Raw genomic sequence first — 15,593 nt, forward strand, 5'->3', positions numbered from 1 at the left:
CGCGCGGCTGCATCAAGGACGCCGTACGACATGGCGCTCAGTTGGTCGGATGCGGCGGACTGAAGAAATACGGGATCAGCGACACCGCGACCAGCACCGCCGCGGACACAAAGATCGCCGCATAAGTCGATGCCACCGGCCATTGCCGCACATGCCCCGCATTGGCGATCAGCCCGAACGCCCACGATGTCAGCGCCGAGCCGAGGAACACGAAGGTATTGAGCAGCCCCAGCCCGCGCCCGCGCTGCGATGGCGGGATCAGGCCGCGGCCCTGCGCCATTACCAGCGGATGCAGCATGCCAATGGTCGACAGCAGCGCCATCATCGCCACGGCGTAGCCGATGCCGGTGTCCGGCCACAGCGCCAGCAGGATCGCCCCCGACATGGCAAAGCAGGACCAGCCGGCGATGGCGGTCTTGAGCGTGCTGCGGCGGACCAGCACCGGCAGCAGGAATGCCGTCAGGAAGCCGGCCAGGCTCAGCAGCGTCAGCGCCACGCCGCGCGGTGCCGAGCCCAGGCCGAATACCTCGGCCAGGTAGGGCCCGCTCCAGGCATTGCGGAAGGCGGTGCCGGCGGCCATGGCCACGCACAGCGGGATCAGCGTCCACAGCGGCGCCAGTTTCAGCAGCTGCGTGCTTTCCGACAGCATCGCCGGCCACGAGGCGCAGCGGGCCTCGGCATGGCCATGGTCGCGCACGAAGCGCCACACGCCATAGCAGGCCGCCACCATGCCCAGCGCCGATACCGCCATCGACGGCCGCCAGCCGATCAGCGAGATGGCCCAGCCCAGCGGCGCGGTCGCGCACAGCGAGCCGATCATGCCGGTGGCGTTGGAGCGGCTGACCACGCGGGTGTAGTCGCGCTCCGAGAGCTGTTCCGAGGCGAAATGCAGCAGGCCCATGAACACGGGCGCGCACGCCAGCCCCAGCCCCACCTGCGCCAGCGTGGCTGCGGTGCCGTTGGGCGCCAGCACGAATACGATCGACGACAGCGCGCCCACGGCCAGCAGCAGCGCGGTCGGGCGGCCGACACCGTAGCGGTCGAACGCAATGCCCACGGGGATCTGCGCCACGGCGAAGGCCAGGAAGAACGACGAAGAGAGTGCGCCGTACCCCGCCGGCGACAGGCCGAAATCGTGCTGCAGCTCCGGCGCCATCACTGCCAGGCAGGAGCGGAAAAACTGGCTGAGCGCGAACGCGAAGGTCAGGATGGCAATGCCGCGCACGGCGTGCGTGGTTGCGGCCCGGGCGGGCAGGGCGTTGGCACCGGGTGGGGACCCGGGGAGGGGGGAGTTGCTGGCGGTCACGGCGTCAGTGGCGCAATATCTGCAGCGAGTGTAGAGCCTGCGCGCGTTGCCTGATCAACGGGTGGCCGGTGTTCGCCCAGATTGCGCGGGTGTCCCGTGCCGATTGTGTGCTCCCTCTCCCGCTTGCGGGAGAGGGAGCACACATTTGGTGAGCTGATTTACCCCGGCAGCGCGTCGTATGTCAGCAAGAACACCTGCTCCTCGCCCGCGCTGACCGGCAGCCAGACGATTTCCAGGTCAGGGAAGGCGGCCTCCACATTGGCATGCTCGTTGCCGATTTCGACCACCAGCACGCCACCGGGATTCAGCCGCGCCTTGGCCCCGGCGATGATCCGCCGCACCACGTCCATGCCATCGTCACCGCCGGCCAGCGCGATGCGCGGCTCGGCCTGGTATTCCGCCGGCAGTGCCTGCATCGAGGCCTCGTTGACGTACGGCGGGTTGGTCAGGATCACGTCGTAGGTCGCGCCATGCGGCAGCGGCGCGTACAGGTCGCCTTCGTAGAGACGGATGCGGTCGTCCATCTTGTAGTCGGCGACGTTGCGGCGCGCCACGGCCAGCGCATCGGGCGAGATGTCGACGGTATCGATCTTCGCATTCGGCCACACGTGCGCGGCCAGGATCGGCAGGCAGCCCGAGCCGGTGCACAGCTCCAGCACCGGGCCGATCTGTCCGGTCTCGCCGACCCACGGCTCCAGCCCTTCCTGCAGCAGTTCGCCGATAAAGCTGCGCGGCACGATCACGCGCGAGTCCACGTAGAAGCGCAGGCCATGCATATAGGCTTCGTGCGTGATGTACGCGGCCGGCACGCGCTCGTTGACGCGGCGGTCGATCACCTTCAGCACGGCGTCGATTTCCTCGGGCAGCAGGCGCGCGTCGAGGAACGGGTCGAGCGTGTCGAGCGGCAGGTTCAGCGTGTGCAGCACCAGGTAGGCCGCCTCGTCATAGGCGTTGGCGCTGCCGTGGCCGAAGGACAGGCGCGCGGCGGTAAAGCGCGAGACCGCGAGGCGCAGCAGGTCGCGCACGGTGCGCAAGGGAGAGGGTGTTGCCATGTCAGTGTCTTTCGGCGAAAAAAATCAGGCGATCAGGCGTTCCAGCACGCCGCGATAAACATTCTTCAGCGGGTCGATGAAGCGCACCTCGACGTGCTCGTCGATCTTGTGGATGCTGGCATTGGGCGGGCCGAACTCGATCACCTGCGGGCAGATCTTGGCGATAAAGCGGCCGTCGGACGTGCCGCCGGTGGTCGACAGCTCGGTGTCGAAGCCGGTTTCTGCCTTGATTGCGGACGACAGCGCGTCGGACAGGTCGCCGCGCGGCGTCAGGAAGGGCTCTCCGCCCAGGGTCCAGTCCAGCGTGTATTCGAGGCTGTGGTGATCCAGGATCGCATGCACGCGCGCCTTCAGGCCTTCGGGCGTGCTCGCGGTCGAGAAGCGGAAATTGAAGTCGATGGTGACGTGGCCCGGGATCACGTTGGTGGCGCCGGTGCCGCCGTGGATATTCGACATCTGCCAGCTGGTCGGCGGGAAGTACTCGTTGCCTTCGTCCCAGACTTCGGCGGCGAGTGCGGCCAGCGCCGAGGCGGCGTCATGGATCGGGTTGCGGCCCAGGTGCGGGTAGGCGATATGGCACTGGATGCCCTTGACCGTCAGCTTGCCCGACAGCGAGCCGCGGCGGCCGTTCTTGACCATGTCGCCGAGCGCGTTGACCGAGGTCGGCTCGCCGATCACGCAGTAGTCCAGGCGCTCGCCGCGCGCGGTCAGCGCTTCGACGACCTTGATGGTGCCGTCATGCGCCGGGCCCTCTTCGTCGCTGGTGATCAGGAAACCGATCGAGCCGGCATGCGCGGGATGCGCCTTGACGAATTCCTCCACCGCCACCACGAAGCCGGCGATCGAGGTCTTCATGTCGGCCGCGCCGCGGCCGTACAGCTTGCCGTCGCGATGGGTCGGCTCGAACGGGTCGGAGTGCCACTGCTCCAGCGGGCCGGTCGGCACCACGTCGGTATGGCCGGCGAACACCAGCAGCTTGCCCGCCGTGCCCTGCGTGCCGCGCCGGACCGCCCACAGGTTGGTCACGCGGAAATCGTCCGGACCGCTGACGATGGCTTCGCAGTCGAAGCCAAGCGCCTTCAGGCGGGTTTCCAGGATGGCCTGGCAGCCTTCGTCGGCGGGCGTGACGGAGCGGCGGCGGATCAGGTCTTCGGTGAGGGCGAGGGTGGCGGTCATGTGACGGCGGCGAAAATCAGGGAAATCGGCAGGGGAATCGGGGGAAATCAGAACTGGCTGGCGTACTGGTCGGCGGAGAAACCCACCATCACCTTGCCAGCATGGGCCAGCACCGGTCGCTTGATCAGCGACGGGCTCTGCTGCATCAGCGCGATCGCGCCGGCTTCTTCCTCGGCGCGGGCCTTGTCCGCATCCGACAGCGCCCGATACGTGGTGCCCTTGCGGTTCAGCAGCGTGGCCAGCGGCACGTGCCTGAGCCAGCCGCGCAGCATGGCTTCATCCACGCCCTGCTTCTTGAAGTCGTGGAAGGTGTAGGCCACGCCGTTGGCGTCCAGCCAGGTGCGGGCTTTCTTGACGGTATCGCAGTTGGGAATGCCGTAGAGCAGGACGGTCATGGCTTGGTCTTTGTTGAATTCGGGCTCAGCGGAACAGCAGGTTCAGCGCAATCACCAGGCTGCCCAGGCCGAGCGCCACGCCACCCATGGCAACGGCGGTCATCAGGCGCAGGCGGCGGTCCAGCCGCGCGGCTTCCTTGCGCAGCGCTTCGATGGTGATGGCGTGCTGCTCGGCCAGCAGCTTGACCGCTTCGGCCTGCTGCACGGCGGCGGCTTCCAGTTCGGCAATGCGGGCGGCGGGATCGCGCGTCTCGGCCACGGCGCCTTCCGGCGCATCGTCCTTGCGCTTGCCTTTCTTGATCTTCTCGATGGTCTTGTTGGCCTGCTCGAGAATGGTGGGCAACAGGGAGAGCACGGTACTGACGGTGGCGGGATCCAGGGCCATGAGTCGCTTGCGGAGGGAAGGCATGTTGAGCCTGGCCAGGCGGGAGGTGACAGCGGGAACAGCGGTAACACGGGTATTGCGGTCCCGGGGACCGGCCCCGGGACGGGCTGGCGCAGCGAGGCCGCGCCAGCGCGGTCAGACCGATCAGACGCGATCAGACGCGATCAGTCACGCAGCAGGTCGTTCAGGCTGGTCTTGGCGCGGGTCTGCGCGTCGACCTTCTTCACGATCACGGCGCAGTACAGGCTGTACTTGCCATCCTTGGACGGCAGGTTGCCCGCCACCACCACCGAACCGGCCGGCACGCGGCCATAGTGGATCTCGCCGGTTTCGCGGTCGTAGATCTTGGTCGATTGGCCCAGGTACACGCCCATCGAGATCACCGAGTTCTCTTCGACGATCACGCCTTCCACGACTTCCGAACGGGCGCCGATGAAGCAGTTGTCTTCGATGATGACCGGGTTGGCCTGCAGCGGCTCCAGCACGCCACCGATGCCAACGCCGCCCGACAGGTGCACGTTCTTGCCGATCTGCGCGCACGAACCGACGGTGGCCCAGGTGTCGACCATGGTGCCCTCATCGACATAGGCGCCGATGTTGACGTACGACGGCATCAGCACCGCGTTCTTCGCGATGAACGAACCGCGGCGGGCCACTGCGGGCGGCACCACGCGGAAGCCAGCCTTGGCGAAGTCGTCGCCGCTCCAGTTGGCGAACTTGGTCGGCACCTTGTCGTAGAACTGGGCGAAGCCGCCGGCGCTCATCGGCGCGTTGTCTTCCAGGCGGAACGACAGCAGCACGGCCTTCTTGACCCACTGGTTGACGATCCAGTCCTTGCCTTGCTTCTCGGCCACGCGCAGCGTGCCGGCATCCAGCTGGGCGATGACGTTGGCAACGGCTTCGCGGATATCGTTGGGGGCGGACTTGGGCGACAGGCTGGTGCGGTCTTCCCAGGCCTGGTCGATCAGGGCTTGCAGTGCTTGCGTCATGTTCGTTTTCTCAGGGTTGAATATTGATGCTTGGGTCTGGCCAATGCGGCGGGCGAGGCAGCGCCTCAGCCCAGCGACTTGCAGAATTCGACGATGCGGCGCGCGCCTTCGAGGCATTCCTCCGGCGTAGCCACCAGCGCCATGCGCACGCGGTTGGCACCCGGGTTGATGCCGTCGGCTTCGCGCGCCAGGTAGCTGCCGGGCAGCACGGTCACGTTCTGCCCGGCCAGCAGGCGCGCGGCGAACTCGGTATCGCTCAGGCCGGTGCGCGAGACATCGGCCCACAGGTAGAAGCCGGCGTCGGGCAGCGCCACATCCAGCACCTCGGCCAGCATCGGCGTCACTTCGCTGAACTTGCGCACGTAGGCCGCGCGGTTCTCGCGCACGTGACCCTCATCGTTCCAGGCGGCGATGCTGGCGCTCTGCACCGCCGGGTTCATCGCGCCGCCGTGGTAGGTACGGTATAGCAGGAATTTCTTCAGCAGCGCGGCGTCGCCGGCGACAAAGCCGGAGCGCAGCCCCGGCACGTTGGAGCGCTTGGACAGGCTGGAGAACATCACCAATCGCTCGAAGCTCCGGCCAAGCCTGTGCGCGGCTTCCAGTGCACCCAGCGGCGCGCGGCCTTCGTCGAAATAGATCTCCGAGTAGCACTCGTCCGACGCGATCACGAAGCCGTAGCGGTCCGACAGCGCGAACAGCTGCTGCCAGTCATCCAGCGACAGCACGGCGCCGGTCGGGTTGCCCGGGGTGCAGACGAACAGCAGCTGGACCTTCTTCCAGACGTCGTCGCTAATACGGCCGAACGCCGGGGCGAAGTTGCGCGCCGGGTCGCTGTTGGCGAACACGGGCGTGGCGCCGGCCAGCAGCGCGCCGCCTTCATAGATCTGGTAGAACGGGTTCGGGCACATCACCAGCGCGCCCGGCCGGGTGCCATCGACCACGGTCTGGGCGAAGGCGAACAGTGCCTCGCGCGAGCCGGTCACCGGCAGCACCTCGGTGGCGGCATTGACCTTGGGCAGCCCGTAGCGGCGTTCCAGCCAGCCGGCGATGCACTGTCGGAGTGCATCGGAACCAGCGGTGGTGGGATAATTCGCCAGCCCCGAAAGCGACTCGGCCAGCGCTTGCTTGATGAATTCGGGCGTCGGGTGCTTGGGTTCGCCGATGCCGAAGCTGATCGCCGGCTTGTCCGCCGCAGGCGTCACCTGCGAAAAGAGTACCCGCAGTTTCTCGAACGGGTAGGGCTGGAGCAGGTCGAGGCGCGGATTCACGGTAGCAGTCGGGGCCGGTTAAAACGACGCATTATAGAGGAACGGCGCGGGTTACCGTGCACCGGAGCCGCCCGCGCGGCCGGCCGGGGCGCGGATGGCGGGAATCACTTCGCAGTGATGCCGCCGGCGCCGTCCGGACTTGTCTGCTCGCCCGTCTCCGCATTACGGCAGCAGGCGCCGGCTCGCCTCAAACAGAATTCCCTTCATGAGCACGAAAACCATTACACCCATTACGGCGCAGGCTGCGCCGGCCGACCGCCATGCGGTCAAGGCGTCTCTTTCCATCCTGCTGGGGGCCTCGGTCTGGGGCATCGCCTGGTTTCCGTACCGCGTGCTGGCCGGCTGGGGGCTGGGTGGCATGCACGCCGCCGCGCTGGTCAGCGCGGTCGCCGCGGTGCTGTCGCTGCTGGCATTCCGCCGCCAGCTGGCCGGGCTGCGCCCGCACTGGCTCTTTGTCGCGGTCGGGCTGGCAGCCGGCGTGACCAACGCCGGCTTTGTCTGGGGCAGCGTCAACGGCCATGTCATGCGCGTGCTGCTCCTGTTCTACCTGACGCCAGTCTGGACCGCGCTGTTCGCCCGGCTGTTCCTGGGCGAGCGGCTCTCGCCGGCGGGGCTGGGCCTGGTGGCGCTGGCCCTGTTTGGCGCCGGGCTGATGCTGTGGACGCCCGAAGTCGGCGTGCCGCTGCCGGGCAACGCCGCGGAATGGTCGGGGCTGATCGGCGGCATTGGCTTTGCCGTCAACAACGTGCTGTCGCGCCGGGCCGGCCAGCGCTTTCCCGACATGGATGCGCGCGTGCGTACCGTGGTGGTGTACCTCGGCTGCACCGTGATCGGCGTGCCGGCGGCACTGTTGCTTGACGGTACCTCGGTGGCGATCGTGCCGGGCGCGCAGGTCAGCGTCGCCATGCTGGTGCTGGGCCTGGCCGCGGTGCTGGTGGTCAGCAACTCGGTGGTGCAATACGGCCTGCAGCGGCTGCCGGCCAACCGGGTGTCGCTGCTGATGCTGTTCGAGGTCGTGATCGCGGCGGTATCGGCGTGGTGGCTGGCGACCGAGGTGCTGAGCTGGAAGGAAGCGGCCGGCGGGCTGTGCATCATCGCTGCCGGCGCCCTGTCGGGGCTGGTGCACCGCAGCCGGCCGGCGCGTGCTTCGGCAGTGGCTGACGCCGGGCTGGCAGCTTAAGCCGTCGCCTTTGCGGCGTATGAATCACTTGCGCACGCGTGCTTTCAGATAGGCGGCAGTCAGCAGCGGCACGTCGAACGGCGGCAGGAACTGTCCGCGTACCGTGGCATCCGGCCCGACCAGGATCAGCGACCCGGGATAGGCTGCGTTGGCGGCAGGCGGCACGCCCGGCCTGGCGCCGAGATCGTCGATCATTCGCGCCAGCGTCTGCGGGCTGCCGGTGGCGCCCATGAAGCGGGCGTCGTACGGGGCAAGGTAGCGCCGCAGGGCGTCCGGGGTATCGCGCTGCGGGTCCAGCGAGATGAACAGCACCTGCGTGGTGGCAAGCTTCTGCGTCGTGCTGATGCGCTGGTACAACCCGGTCAGCGCCGTCAGCGCAGCGCCGCACGGTGCTCCGCAATGGGTGTCGCCCAGCAGCACGAGGGTCCAGCGGCCTTGCAGCTGCGCCTGGGTAAATGCGCGGCCATTCTGGTCGGTGAGGCTGAAATCGCCCACCGGCCAGCCGCGCGACGACAGGTCGGTGTGCTGGGTCTCGTTGTGCGTGGCCGGCGCAAGGCCCGGCAGTGCGACGGCGAAAAGGCACGCGGCCAGCCTGGCCAGCCATCGGTTCATGGTGAAACTCCCTGTCCGGATCGCAATGCAGCGGGATGGCCCGGTGCCGTGGCGCCTGCGCGCTCGGCAGTGCCTGCATTCGCTTCGGCAGTTGCGCTGGCACGCCACGAGCGCATCGCCACGAGCACGCTGGAACCGGCCATCAGCACCGCCGCGAGCACCGGTTGCAGCAGCCCGCCGGCGGCCAGCGCCAGCGCGATCGCGTTGTAGCCGAAGGCCCAGGCCAGGTTGGCCCGGACCGTGCGGCGTACCTGGCGCGCCTGCTGCAACAGCCACGGCAGGCTGGCCAGGCCCGAGCGCGGCAGCACGACGTCCGCGCTTTCGCGCGCCAGGTCGGAGGCGTTGCCCACGGCGATGCCGACGGAGGCAGCCGCCAGCACCGGGCTGTCGTTAAGGCCATCGCCGACCATGGCGACCAGCCCTGTGCCGGCAGCCCAGTCGCGCAGGGCAAGCACCTTGTCCTGCGGCAGCAGCCTGGCCCGCCACGCATCGATATGCAAATCGCCGGCCAGTGCCGCCACCGCGTGCGGATTGTCGCCGCTCAGCAGCAGCGTGCCCAGGCCCTGGCGCTGCATTTCGCCGATCACGTCGCCAACATGCGGCATCGGCAGCGTGCGCAGCGCGATCAGTCCGTGCGCCTGGCCCTCCCAGCCAACCAGTACCAGCGTGCATCCCAGTGGCGCCGTAGCCAGCAGGGCAGGTGGCACGTGCCAACCGAGCGTGCCGAGGAACGCGGGCGATCCCAGCGCGCAGTCCATGCCATCGAATCGACCGCACAGGCCCTCGCCGGCATTGGCCTCGACTTCGTTGGAGGCCACGGGCGGCGATGCCGCGGCGCGGGCCATGGCGGCAATCGCGCGGGCCGCCGGATGGTCCGAAGCCTGCGCCAGCGCAGCCGCCACGCGCAGGACTTCCGCATGGCTGGCGCCTGCTGTCTGCATGCCGACAGGGTGCAGCGTGTCGGCCGTCAGCGTGCCGGTCTTGTCGAAGGCAATGCCCTTGAGCCGTGCCAGCCGTTCCAGCACGTCGCCGCCGCGCACGAGAATGCCGCGTTGTGCAGCCAGTCCGATCGCCAACGCATGCGTGAGGGGGGCTGCGAGTCCCAGCGAGCACGGGCACGCGACCACCAGCACGGCCAGTCCGGCCAGCATCGCGGCGTCCGCCACCTGCGCCGGAGCGCCTGCCCGGCTGCCCCAGAACCACGCGCTGGCCGCGGCCAGCGCCAGCACGCCCGGGATGAACACGGCAATGATGCGGTCGACGGTGTCGCCCGCCAGCGATTTGCGCACCAGCGCTTCACGCACCTGCCGGCCGATCTGCTGCCACCGGGTCTGCGAGCCGGCCACCGTGGCACGGACCAGCAGCGGGCGGCTGCCGTTGATGCTGCCGGCGTGCACCAGCGCCCCCGGTGGCTTGAACTGCGGCTCGCTCTGCCCGGTCAGGACGGCTTCGTCGCACTCCGAGCGGCCATCGACGACGATGCCGTCGACGGGCACGCGTTCGCCCGGCAGTATCCGCACCAGTTCGCCCGGCCGGATGTCGACGACGGCGCGCCAGCCTTCGGTGCCGCCCTCGACCACGCGCGCCTCGGCGCGTTCAGCCGCCAGCATCGGCGCGAGGCGGCGCGCGGTGCGTACGCGCACCTGCGCCTCAAGCAGGCGGCCCAGCGTAAACAGCAGCAGCACCATGGCGGCGGTGTCGAAATAGACAAGGCTCGAACCGCGCGATACCTGCCAACCTGAGTAGCAGTAGGCGGCGAGCACGCCGATGCAGACCAGGGTGTCGGTCGACAGCCGTCCCTGCCGCATGGCCTGCCACGCGCCTTCGGCAAATGGCCGCCCGAGCAGCAGCACCAGCGGCGTCGCCAGCGCCCACAGCAGCCAGTGAACCGGGCCACGCAGCCACGCTTCGTCGCCGGTAAACGCATCGGCGTAGAGCAGCCAGCTGAACAACATGACGTTCATGGCGAGAAACCCGCCGACGCCGAACCGGATCAGCGCGGCGGCGGCCTGCGGTTCCTCGTGCTCGCCATGGTGAACCTGATAGGCCAGGCAGCAGCCATAGCAGCAGAACCAGTGCGCTTCACCGTCCAGCTCGCGCTGCTGGCCCAGCCGTCCGACCGGCAACTGGCAGTGACTGCAGGCGTGCGAGGTTTCGATGGGCATAGGCGGCTTGTCTAATGCAGGTGGGCGCTCATCGGCACCACGCCGCGCGCGAGCGTGATCAGGCCGAGCAGGACGATGAACGCGCCGGCGGCGCGCACACCCTGCATGCGCCAGCCCGGGCGCGCCGCAGGCGCAGGCAGGAAGCTGGCGATGACGGGCTGCACCGGGATGCCCGCAGGCCGATGCCGCGCGCGCCACCAGAGCCCGAGGCCACCCATCGCCAGCATGGTGGGCAAGGTGCCGAGCCCGAACGCGAGCATGATCTGCAGGCCGCCCAGTGCGGTTCCGCTGGCCGCCGCCTGCGCGGCAAAGGCGTAGACCAGCGGGCAGGGGAGAAAGCCGTTCAGCACGCCAAATGCCAGCGGCGCGCCAGGTCCGGGCCGGCGCAGCAAGGTGCGCAGCGATTGCGCCAGCCACTGCGCGCCCCCACCGCCCAGCGCATGGCCGCCTCGGCCAATGAGCCCGGCCAGGTTCAGCCCGATCATCAGCATCAGCAGCCCGGACAGGATGGCCAGCCCGCGCTGCACCATGCTGGCCATGCTGCTTTCACCGGAGTGCCCGACGAGCAGCATGCCGAGATAGCCGGCCAGCGTGCCAAGGAACGCATAGCTGCCGATGCGGCCCAGGTTGTAGCCCAGGTGCCGCAGCAAGGTGGCAACGCGTCCGCCGGGCGCGGGGCCCAGGCCGCAGGCAAAGCCGCCGCACATGCCGGCGCAGTGCATGCTGCCGGCGACGCCTGCCAGGAAGACCAGCCACAGGTCGCTCATGGCCTCTCCCGCTACTTGCGTAACGCCAGGTAGGCCACCCAGGCAAAGAAGCCAACCGTCATGATGACGAAGATCCAGAAGGCGATCGCTTCGGCAAGGGTCATGACCGGCTCCGCTTATAGGAACTGCAGGCCGAGCACGTTCAGCGCGAGTTCGCCGAACAGGAAGGCCAGGTTCAGCAGGGCCAGCGCGAGCAGCAGTCTCGGTATCATGGTCGGCTCCGATGGTATGGCGGACGGTCGGCGGGCGGTTGGCTTAGCGCGTCAGGTCCAGCCCTGGCCCGAGCCCGCCCCAGTAGGCATAGCCGTAGTACAACGCCCAGACGAACAACACCAGGTAGACCACCAGCAGCCACACATTGATGCGGCCATGCCGCGCCTGGATATGGCCGCCGCCGTAGTCTTGGGTCTGCCGGTGATGCGGCTCTTCCGGCACGGCGGGCGGGCTGTCGCGTTCATCATTCATGGCCGGATGCCTCCGCTTCGTCGTCCTTGACTTCGGCCCGGTAGGCCTTGTACTTGATGGCTTCGACGTCTTCGAACAGCCCCGACAGCACGGCCCAGATAAACACGCAGACCGCGCCGAGGCTCATGAAGAAGGCCACCACGAATTGCAGCAAGGTGAGTTCTGCCATGCTCGTTCCCTCTGGCTAGCGCTCGTCGGCAAATGCGAAACCATGCCGCCTGGCCCACGCCTCGCCGGCATAGGTGCTTGGCTGGCCGGGCTGTCCCGGTTGGCCCGCCGCCGGCGCGCGATAGGCGTGGCGCGATTCGTCGGCGCGCAGGCCGGGGTCGTTCAGCGCGGCTTTCTGCCCGGGCGGGATCGGCAGCGGCTCGCCGGTCAGGGGATCGGTGTAGGCCGACAGCGACAGGACAAAGTAGGCCAACGCCCAGCGATCGTCTTCGGACACCGTGTCGCTGAACGACGGCATCGGCGTGCCGGACAGCCCCGTGCTCATGGTGCGGAAGATGTCCTTCACCGATGCCCCGGACTTGAACTGCCCGGTGGTCAGGTTGGCCGGCGGGATCGGGAAGCCGAAATCGTCCTCGAGTCCGGCCGCCTTTTCGCCATCGCCCTTGCCGGTGCGCCCGTGGCATTCCCAGCATTTGGCGCGGTCCCAGGCCTGCTTGCCGCGCTGGATCATTTCGGCCGAGGGCTTGGGCGGCACGCCGATAAAGATCGGCGCGAGCGGCGGCTCTTCGAGGAAGTAGAAGTAGGGCTTGTCGGGATTGCTGCGGTCGGCCGCCAGTACGTACTTGATGTACTGGATCACCGCCAGCCGGTCTTTTTCCGGAAGTTCGTGCCAGCTCGGCATCGCGGTGCCGCGCACGCCGCGCGTGATGGTGCGCAGCAGGTCGCCGTCATCCGGCATGGAGCCCGACGGCGTGAGGCGGAACTTGAACACGCCCAGCGTGAAATTGCGCGGGCGGTCCTTCTGCATGAACGCAGCGGCCGGTCCGTTGCCATCGCCCTTGACGCCATGGCAGCCCAGGCAGCGACGCTCATACACGTTCTTGCCGTGCGCGATCCACTCCTCCGAACGCGGGATGCTCGTCTGCGAGGCCTCCATCTGCTGCGGCTCGAAGCGGTCGCGCCACTTGCCGCGGTTGGTGCCCAGCTTTTGCAGGTAGGCCACCAGCGCGCGCAGGTCTTCCGTGTCGGCGATCAGGATCACGGTCTCGCCTGTGAATTCCTTGTTGGGGGTCAGGATCACGGGGTACTTCCCCCGCGCCGGGACATAGAGCAGGCCGGCCTGGTTGGGCGTCAGCGTGATGGTCTCGCTGCTGCCGAAATCGAACAGCTGCCGGGTCGCGGGCGTGTTCTCGACGGTGCGGCGCCCCTGCTGGTCGGTCACCAGCCGTGCGGTGTGCGGCTCGGAGAACAGCGCGGTGAAGCGCGGCATGATCGAGTCGGGCGACAACATGCGCGGATCCCAGAAGTGCGCCAGGTGCCAGGCATCGCTGAACTTCAGGCCGACGCGCGAGAGATCCGGGCCGATGCGCCGCGTCGAGAACAGGTGCGGCAGGTCAAACGCGTATTCGCCGGCCTGGGAGACCGGGCCCCAGCGCCGGGTCTCGCCGGTGACCGGGCGCACGAACTGCGAGTGGCAGTACCAGCAGCCTTCGCGCGTATAGACCTCGCGGCCCCGCAACTGCAGCGGCGTGTAGTCGGTGGCGCGTGCTTCCGTCCATTTCAGTTCGCCCAGGTCGGTGCGCACCACCTGGGTGACCTTGTCGGTGCGCGACTGCGGCTCCAGCATCGGCAGCACGCCCTGCACGAAGGCGGCCAGCGAGAGGCAGCCGAACCCCGCGATCAGTGCATAGAAGCGCAGGCCATAGCGGCCATCGGGGCGGCGCGGGGTCATGTTGACGCTCCGCGTGCGGCGCCCGTGGCGCTCGGTGCCGTGGCGGGCTCGGCCGCCATCACGGTGCGCATCAGGTTGTAGACCAGCAGCGACATGCCGATGTCCATCGAGATGCCGGCAGTCGTGCGCACCAGCCAGTAGGGCCGGATGGCTACCAGCGAGTCCAGCCATTCCACGCCCGCCATCAGCATGTAGCCCTGCTGCAGGCCGGCCATGGTCAGGTCCAGTCCCATCAGGCTGATGCCGAAGGTGATCAGCCAGAACGACCAGTTGCCGAGCCGCGCCGACCATAGCGGCCGCGCCACCAGCCTGGGTATCACGTAGACCGTGCCGCCGATGGCCCACACCACGAAGGTGCCGAATACCGTCAGGTGCGAGTGCGAGATGACGAAATCGCTGAAATGCGTTGGCTGCTGGATCGCGCGCAGGGCCTCGGTCGAGCCCTGGAAGCAGCCCGCGAGGTACATCAGCGAACCCATGATCAGGAATTTGGCGGTCAGGTTCTGGGTAAAGGTGTGCCAGCGGCCCATCATGGTGCCGAAGAAATTCTGCAATACCGTCCAGACCGGCACGATCAGCAGCATCGAGGTGATGATCGCCAGCGTCTCGGCCCAGTCGGCGATGGGGCTGTACAGGTAATGGTGGATGCCGACGAAGGGATAGAACAGCGCCAGCGACCAGAACCCCACCAGCGACAGCTTGTGGCTGTAGACCGGGTTCTGCACGCTCGCCGGCAGGAAATAGTAGATCAGCACGTAGCCGGCAGGCGTGATCCACAGCCCCACGATGTAGTGGATGAACAGGCCGTGGAAGGCGGCGCTGTTGATGCCGGTGATGGTGTACGGCAGGATAAAGCTGCCGAGTACCAGGTTCATCACGGTCCAGACAAAGGCGCCGATCAGGTACCACACTGCCACATAGAGTTGCGGCTCGCGCCGGTGCGCGATCGTCATCAGGAACTGCACGGTGGTGACCGTCACCACGAAGAAGATGATGGCGTCGATCGCAAGCGGGAATTCGCCGGCCTCCAGGCCCTGGTTGTAGCCGAGCATCAGCGACGCCATGCCGGCAACCAGGCCCAGGTTCCACACCCATACCAGCCAGTGTCCCCACCGGCCTTTCCATACCGGCACGCCGCACAGGCGCGGCAGCAGGTAGTAGCACAAGCCGATGAACAGCGTGGAGAAGGCGCCGAAGATCACGCCATTGACATGCATCGGCCGCAAGCGGCCGAAAGTCAGGTATTGCGAGGTCCCCAGGTAGTCTGGGAAGTTGAACAGGCTGGAGATGGTCACGCCGATGCTGGGCGTGAACATCAGCCAGAACAATCCCCAGTAGAGCCACTTGAGAATAAGCCCGCGGTCGATCAGCGAATCCAGGTCAGGAAATGCTTCGGATGGGTCCGATGTCGCGCGGGCGGCAGTCATATGCTTTTATCTCCCTTCGTTATCGCAGCCGGCCACGCGCTCAGTGCCTGCCTGGATCGAGCTTGCTGTTGCGGTTCGAGTAGTAGATGTACGCCTCGAGCGCTTTCATGGCGGGCCCGTTGGGGTCGATCTTCTCGCCTTCGTTGGGTTTCTCGATGCACCAGTTGATCATGTCCCGCAGCGTGGCGAACTCGTTCATCTGTTCCTGGAACTTGGGAAACTCATGCGGATGGGTGTCCGACGCATACGGGTGGCACATGGCGCAGGCAACACCGGTGTTCGACAGCTTGACGTTCAGCCGCTGCTGCGCACCGGAATCGCCGTGGAACAGCTGGTCGCCGACCTTCACCTGTTCCATGAACACCTCTTCAAACGCTTTCAGCTGATCTGCCGTGTGGGGTTCCTTGTGCGCCATCGGCTGGTCGCTGTCGTAGCCGAGCAGCAGCAACACGGCTACCCCAGCCGCCAGGGCCCGGGCATGCCATTTGTCGTTCTTCATCATTCGC

General features: G+C 67.6%; 16 protein-coding genes. 1 reads left to right on the forward strand and 15 read right to left on the reverse strand.

What is annotated here, in order from left to right; genetic code table 11:
* Positions 1–37: 37 nt before the first annotated feature.
* The 7 genes from ACAD63_RS10815 to dapC all read right to left on the reverse strand — a co-directional run bounded on the left by ACAD63_RS10815 (position 38) and on the right by dapC (position 6,571).
* Entirely contained in the window at positions 38–1,306 is a 1,269-nt protein-coding gene (locus ACAD63_RS10815) for an MFS transporter (protein WP_434033936.1), read from the reverse strand.
* 158 nt (positions 1,307–1,464) lie between these two features.
* Positions 1,465–2,358 carry a 50S ribosomal protein L3 N(5)-glutamine methyltransferase gene (gene prmB, locus ACAD63_RS10820; protein WP_135705385.1) on the reverse strand — a complete coding sequence of 298 codons (894 nt, stop codon included), beginning with the start codon at positions 2,356–2,358 and terminating at the stop codon, positions 1,465–1,467.
* Between the two features lie 24 nt (positions 2,359–2,382).
* The gene (gene dapE, locus ACAD63_RS10825) at positions 2,383–3,534 is read right to left on the reverse strand and encodes a succinyl-diaminopimelate desuccinylase (protein ID WP_434033937.1); all 1,152 of its coding nucleotides are present in this window, start codon (positions 3,532–3,534) and stop codon (positions 2,383–2,385) included.
* Between the two features lie 47 nt (positions 3,535–3,581).
* A complete protein-coding gene (locus ACAD63_RS10830; RefSeq protein ID WP_133096328.1) occupies positions 3,582–3,929 on the reverse strand; it encodes an arsenate reductase in 348 nt (115 codons plus the stop codon).
* 25 nt (positions 3,930–3,954) lie between these two features.
* The gene (locus tag ACAD63_RS10835; protein WP_240745875.1) at positions 3,955–4,314 is read right to left on the reverse strand and encodes a hypothetical protein; all 360 of its coding nucleotides are present in this window, start codon (positions 4,312–4,314) and stop codon (positions 3,955–3,957) included.
* Positions 4,315–4,478: 164 nt separating this feature from the next.
* Positions 4,479–5,303, reverse strand: coding sequence for a 2,3,4,5-tetrahydropyridine-2,6-dicarboxylate N-succinyltransferase (dapD, locus tag ACAD63_RS10840; RefSeq protein ID WP_135705384.1), 825 nt, complete (start codon positions 5,301–5,303; stop codon positions 4,479–4,481).
* A 65-nt stretch (positions 5,304–5,368) separates the two neighbouring features.
* Positions 5,369–6,571, reverse strand: coding sequence for a succinyldiaminopimelate transaminase (gene dapC, locus ACAD63_RS10845; RefSeq protein WP_135705383.1), 1,203 nt, complete (start codon positions 6,569–6,571; stop codon positions 5,369–5,371).
* A gap of 205 nt (positions 6,572–6,776) precedes the next feature.
* Between dapC and ACAD63_RS10850 the strand changes: the two genes are divergently transcribed.
* A complete protein-coding gene (locus ACAD63_RS10850) occupies positions 6,777–7,751 on the forward strand; it encodes a DMT family transporter (RefSeq protein WP_135705382.1) in 975 nt (324 codons plus the stop codon).
* 24 nt (positions 7,752–7,775) lie between these two features.
* On the opposite strand, the gene ACAD63_RS10855 is transcribed toward ACAD63_RS10850, so the two are convergent.
* The 8 genes from ACAD63_RS10855 to ACAD63_RS10890 all read right to left on the reverse strand — a co-directional run bounded on the left by ACAD63_RS10855 (position 7,776) and on the right by ACAD63_RS10890 (position 15,589).
* Complete coding sequence (locus tag ACAD63_RS10855) at positions 7,776–8,363, reverse strand: SCO family protein (protein WP_133096324.1); 588 nt, start codon at positions 8,361–8,363, stop codon at positions 7,776–7,778.
* The gene (locus tag ACAD63_RS10860; protein ID WP_434033938.1) at positions 8,360–10,528 is read right to left on the reverse strand and encodes a heavy metal translocating P-type ATPase; all 2,169 of its coding nucleotides are present in this window, start codon (positions 10,526–10,528) and stop codon (positions 8,360–8,362) included. The genes ACAD63_RS10855 and ACAD63_RS10860 overlap by 4 nt, the downstream gene beginning before the upstream one ends.
* A gap of 11 nt (positions 10,529–10,539) precedes the next feature.
* Positions 10,540–11,295, reverse strand: coding sequence for a sulfite exporter TauE/SafE family protein (locus ACAD63_RS10865; protein ID WP_434033939.1), 756 nt, complete (start codon positions 11,293–11,295; stop codon positions 10,540–10,542).
* Positions 11,296–11,550: 255 nt separating this feature from the next.
* Positions 11,551–11,760 carry a hypothetical protein gene (locus ACAD63_RS10870; protein ID WP_133096321.1) on the reverse strand — a complete coding sequence of 70 codons (210 nt, stop codon included), beginning with the start codon at positions 11,758–11,760 and terminating at the stop codon, positions 11,551–11,553.
* Positions 11,753–11,929 (reverse strand): cbb3-type cytochrome oxidase assembly protein CcoS, encoded by a 177-nt coding sequence (ccoS, locus tag ACAD63_RS10875; RefSeq protein ID WP_133096320.1) that lies wholly within the window; start codon positions 11,927–11,929, stop codon positions 11,753–11,755. Before ccoS ends, ACAD63_RS10870 begins: the two co-directional genes overlap by 8 nt.
* A gap of 15 nt (positions 11,930–11,944) precedes the next feature.
* A complete protein-coding gene (locus ACAD63_RS10880; protein WP_434033940.1) occupies positions 11,945–13,660 on the reverse strand; it encodes a cbb3-type cytochrome c oxidase subunit II in 1,716 nt (571 codons plus the stop codon).
* Entirely contained in the window at positions 13,657–15,087 is a 1,431-nt protein-coding gene (locus tag ACAD63_RS10885) for a cbb3-type cytochrome c oxidase subunit I (RefSeq protein WP_135705377.1), read from the reverse strand. Before ACAD63_RS10885 ends, ACAD63_RS10880 begins: the two co-directional genes overlap by 4 nt.
* 40 nt (positions 15,088–15,127) lie before the next feature.
* Positions 15,128–15,589 (reverse strand): hypothetical protein, encoded by a 462-nt coding sequence (locus ACAD63_RS10890; protein WP_205751633.1) that lies wholly within the window; start codon positions 15,587–15,589, stop codon positions 15,128–15,130.
* Between the last annotated feature and the right edge of the window lie 4 nt (positions 15,590–15,593).

Origin of the sequence: Cupriavidus sp. a3, from assembly GCF_051015765.1 — a bacterium.
In the GTDB taxonomy this organism is placed as follows: domain Bacteria; phylum Pseudomonadota; class Gammaproteobacteria; order Burkholderiales; family Burkholderiaceae; genus Cupriavidus; species Cupriavidus oxalaticus_A.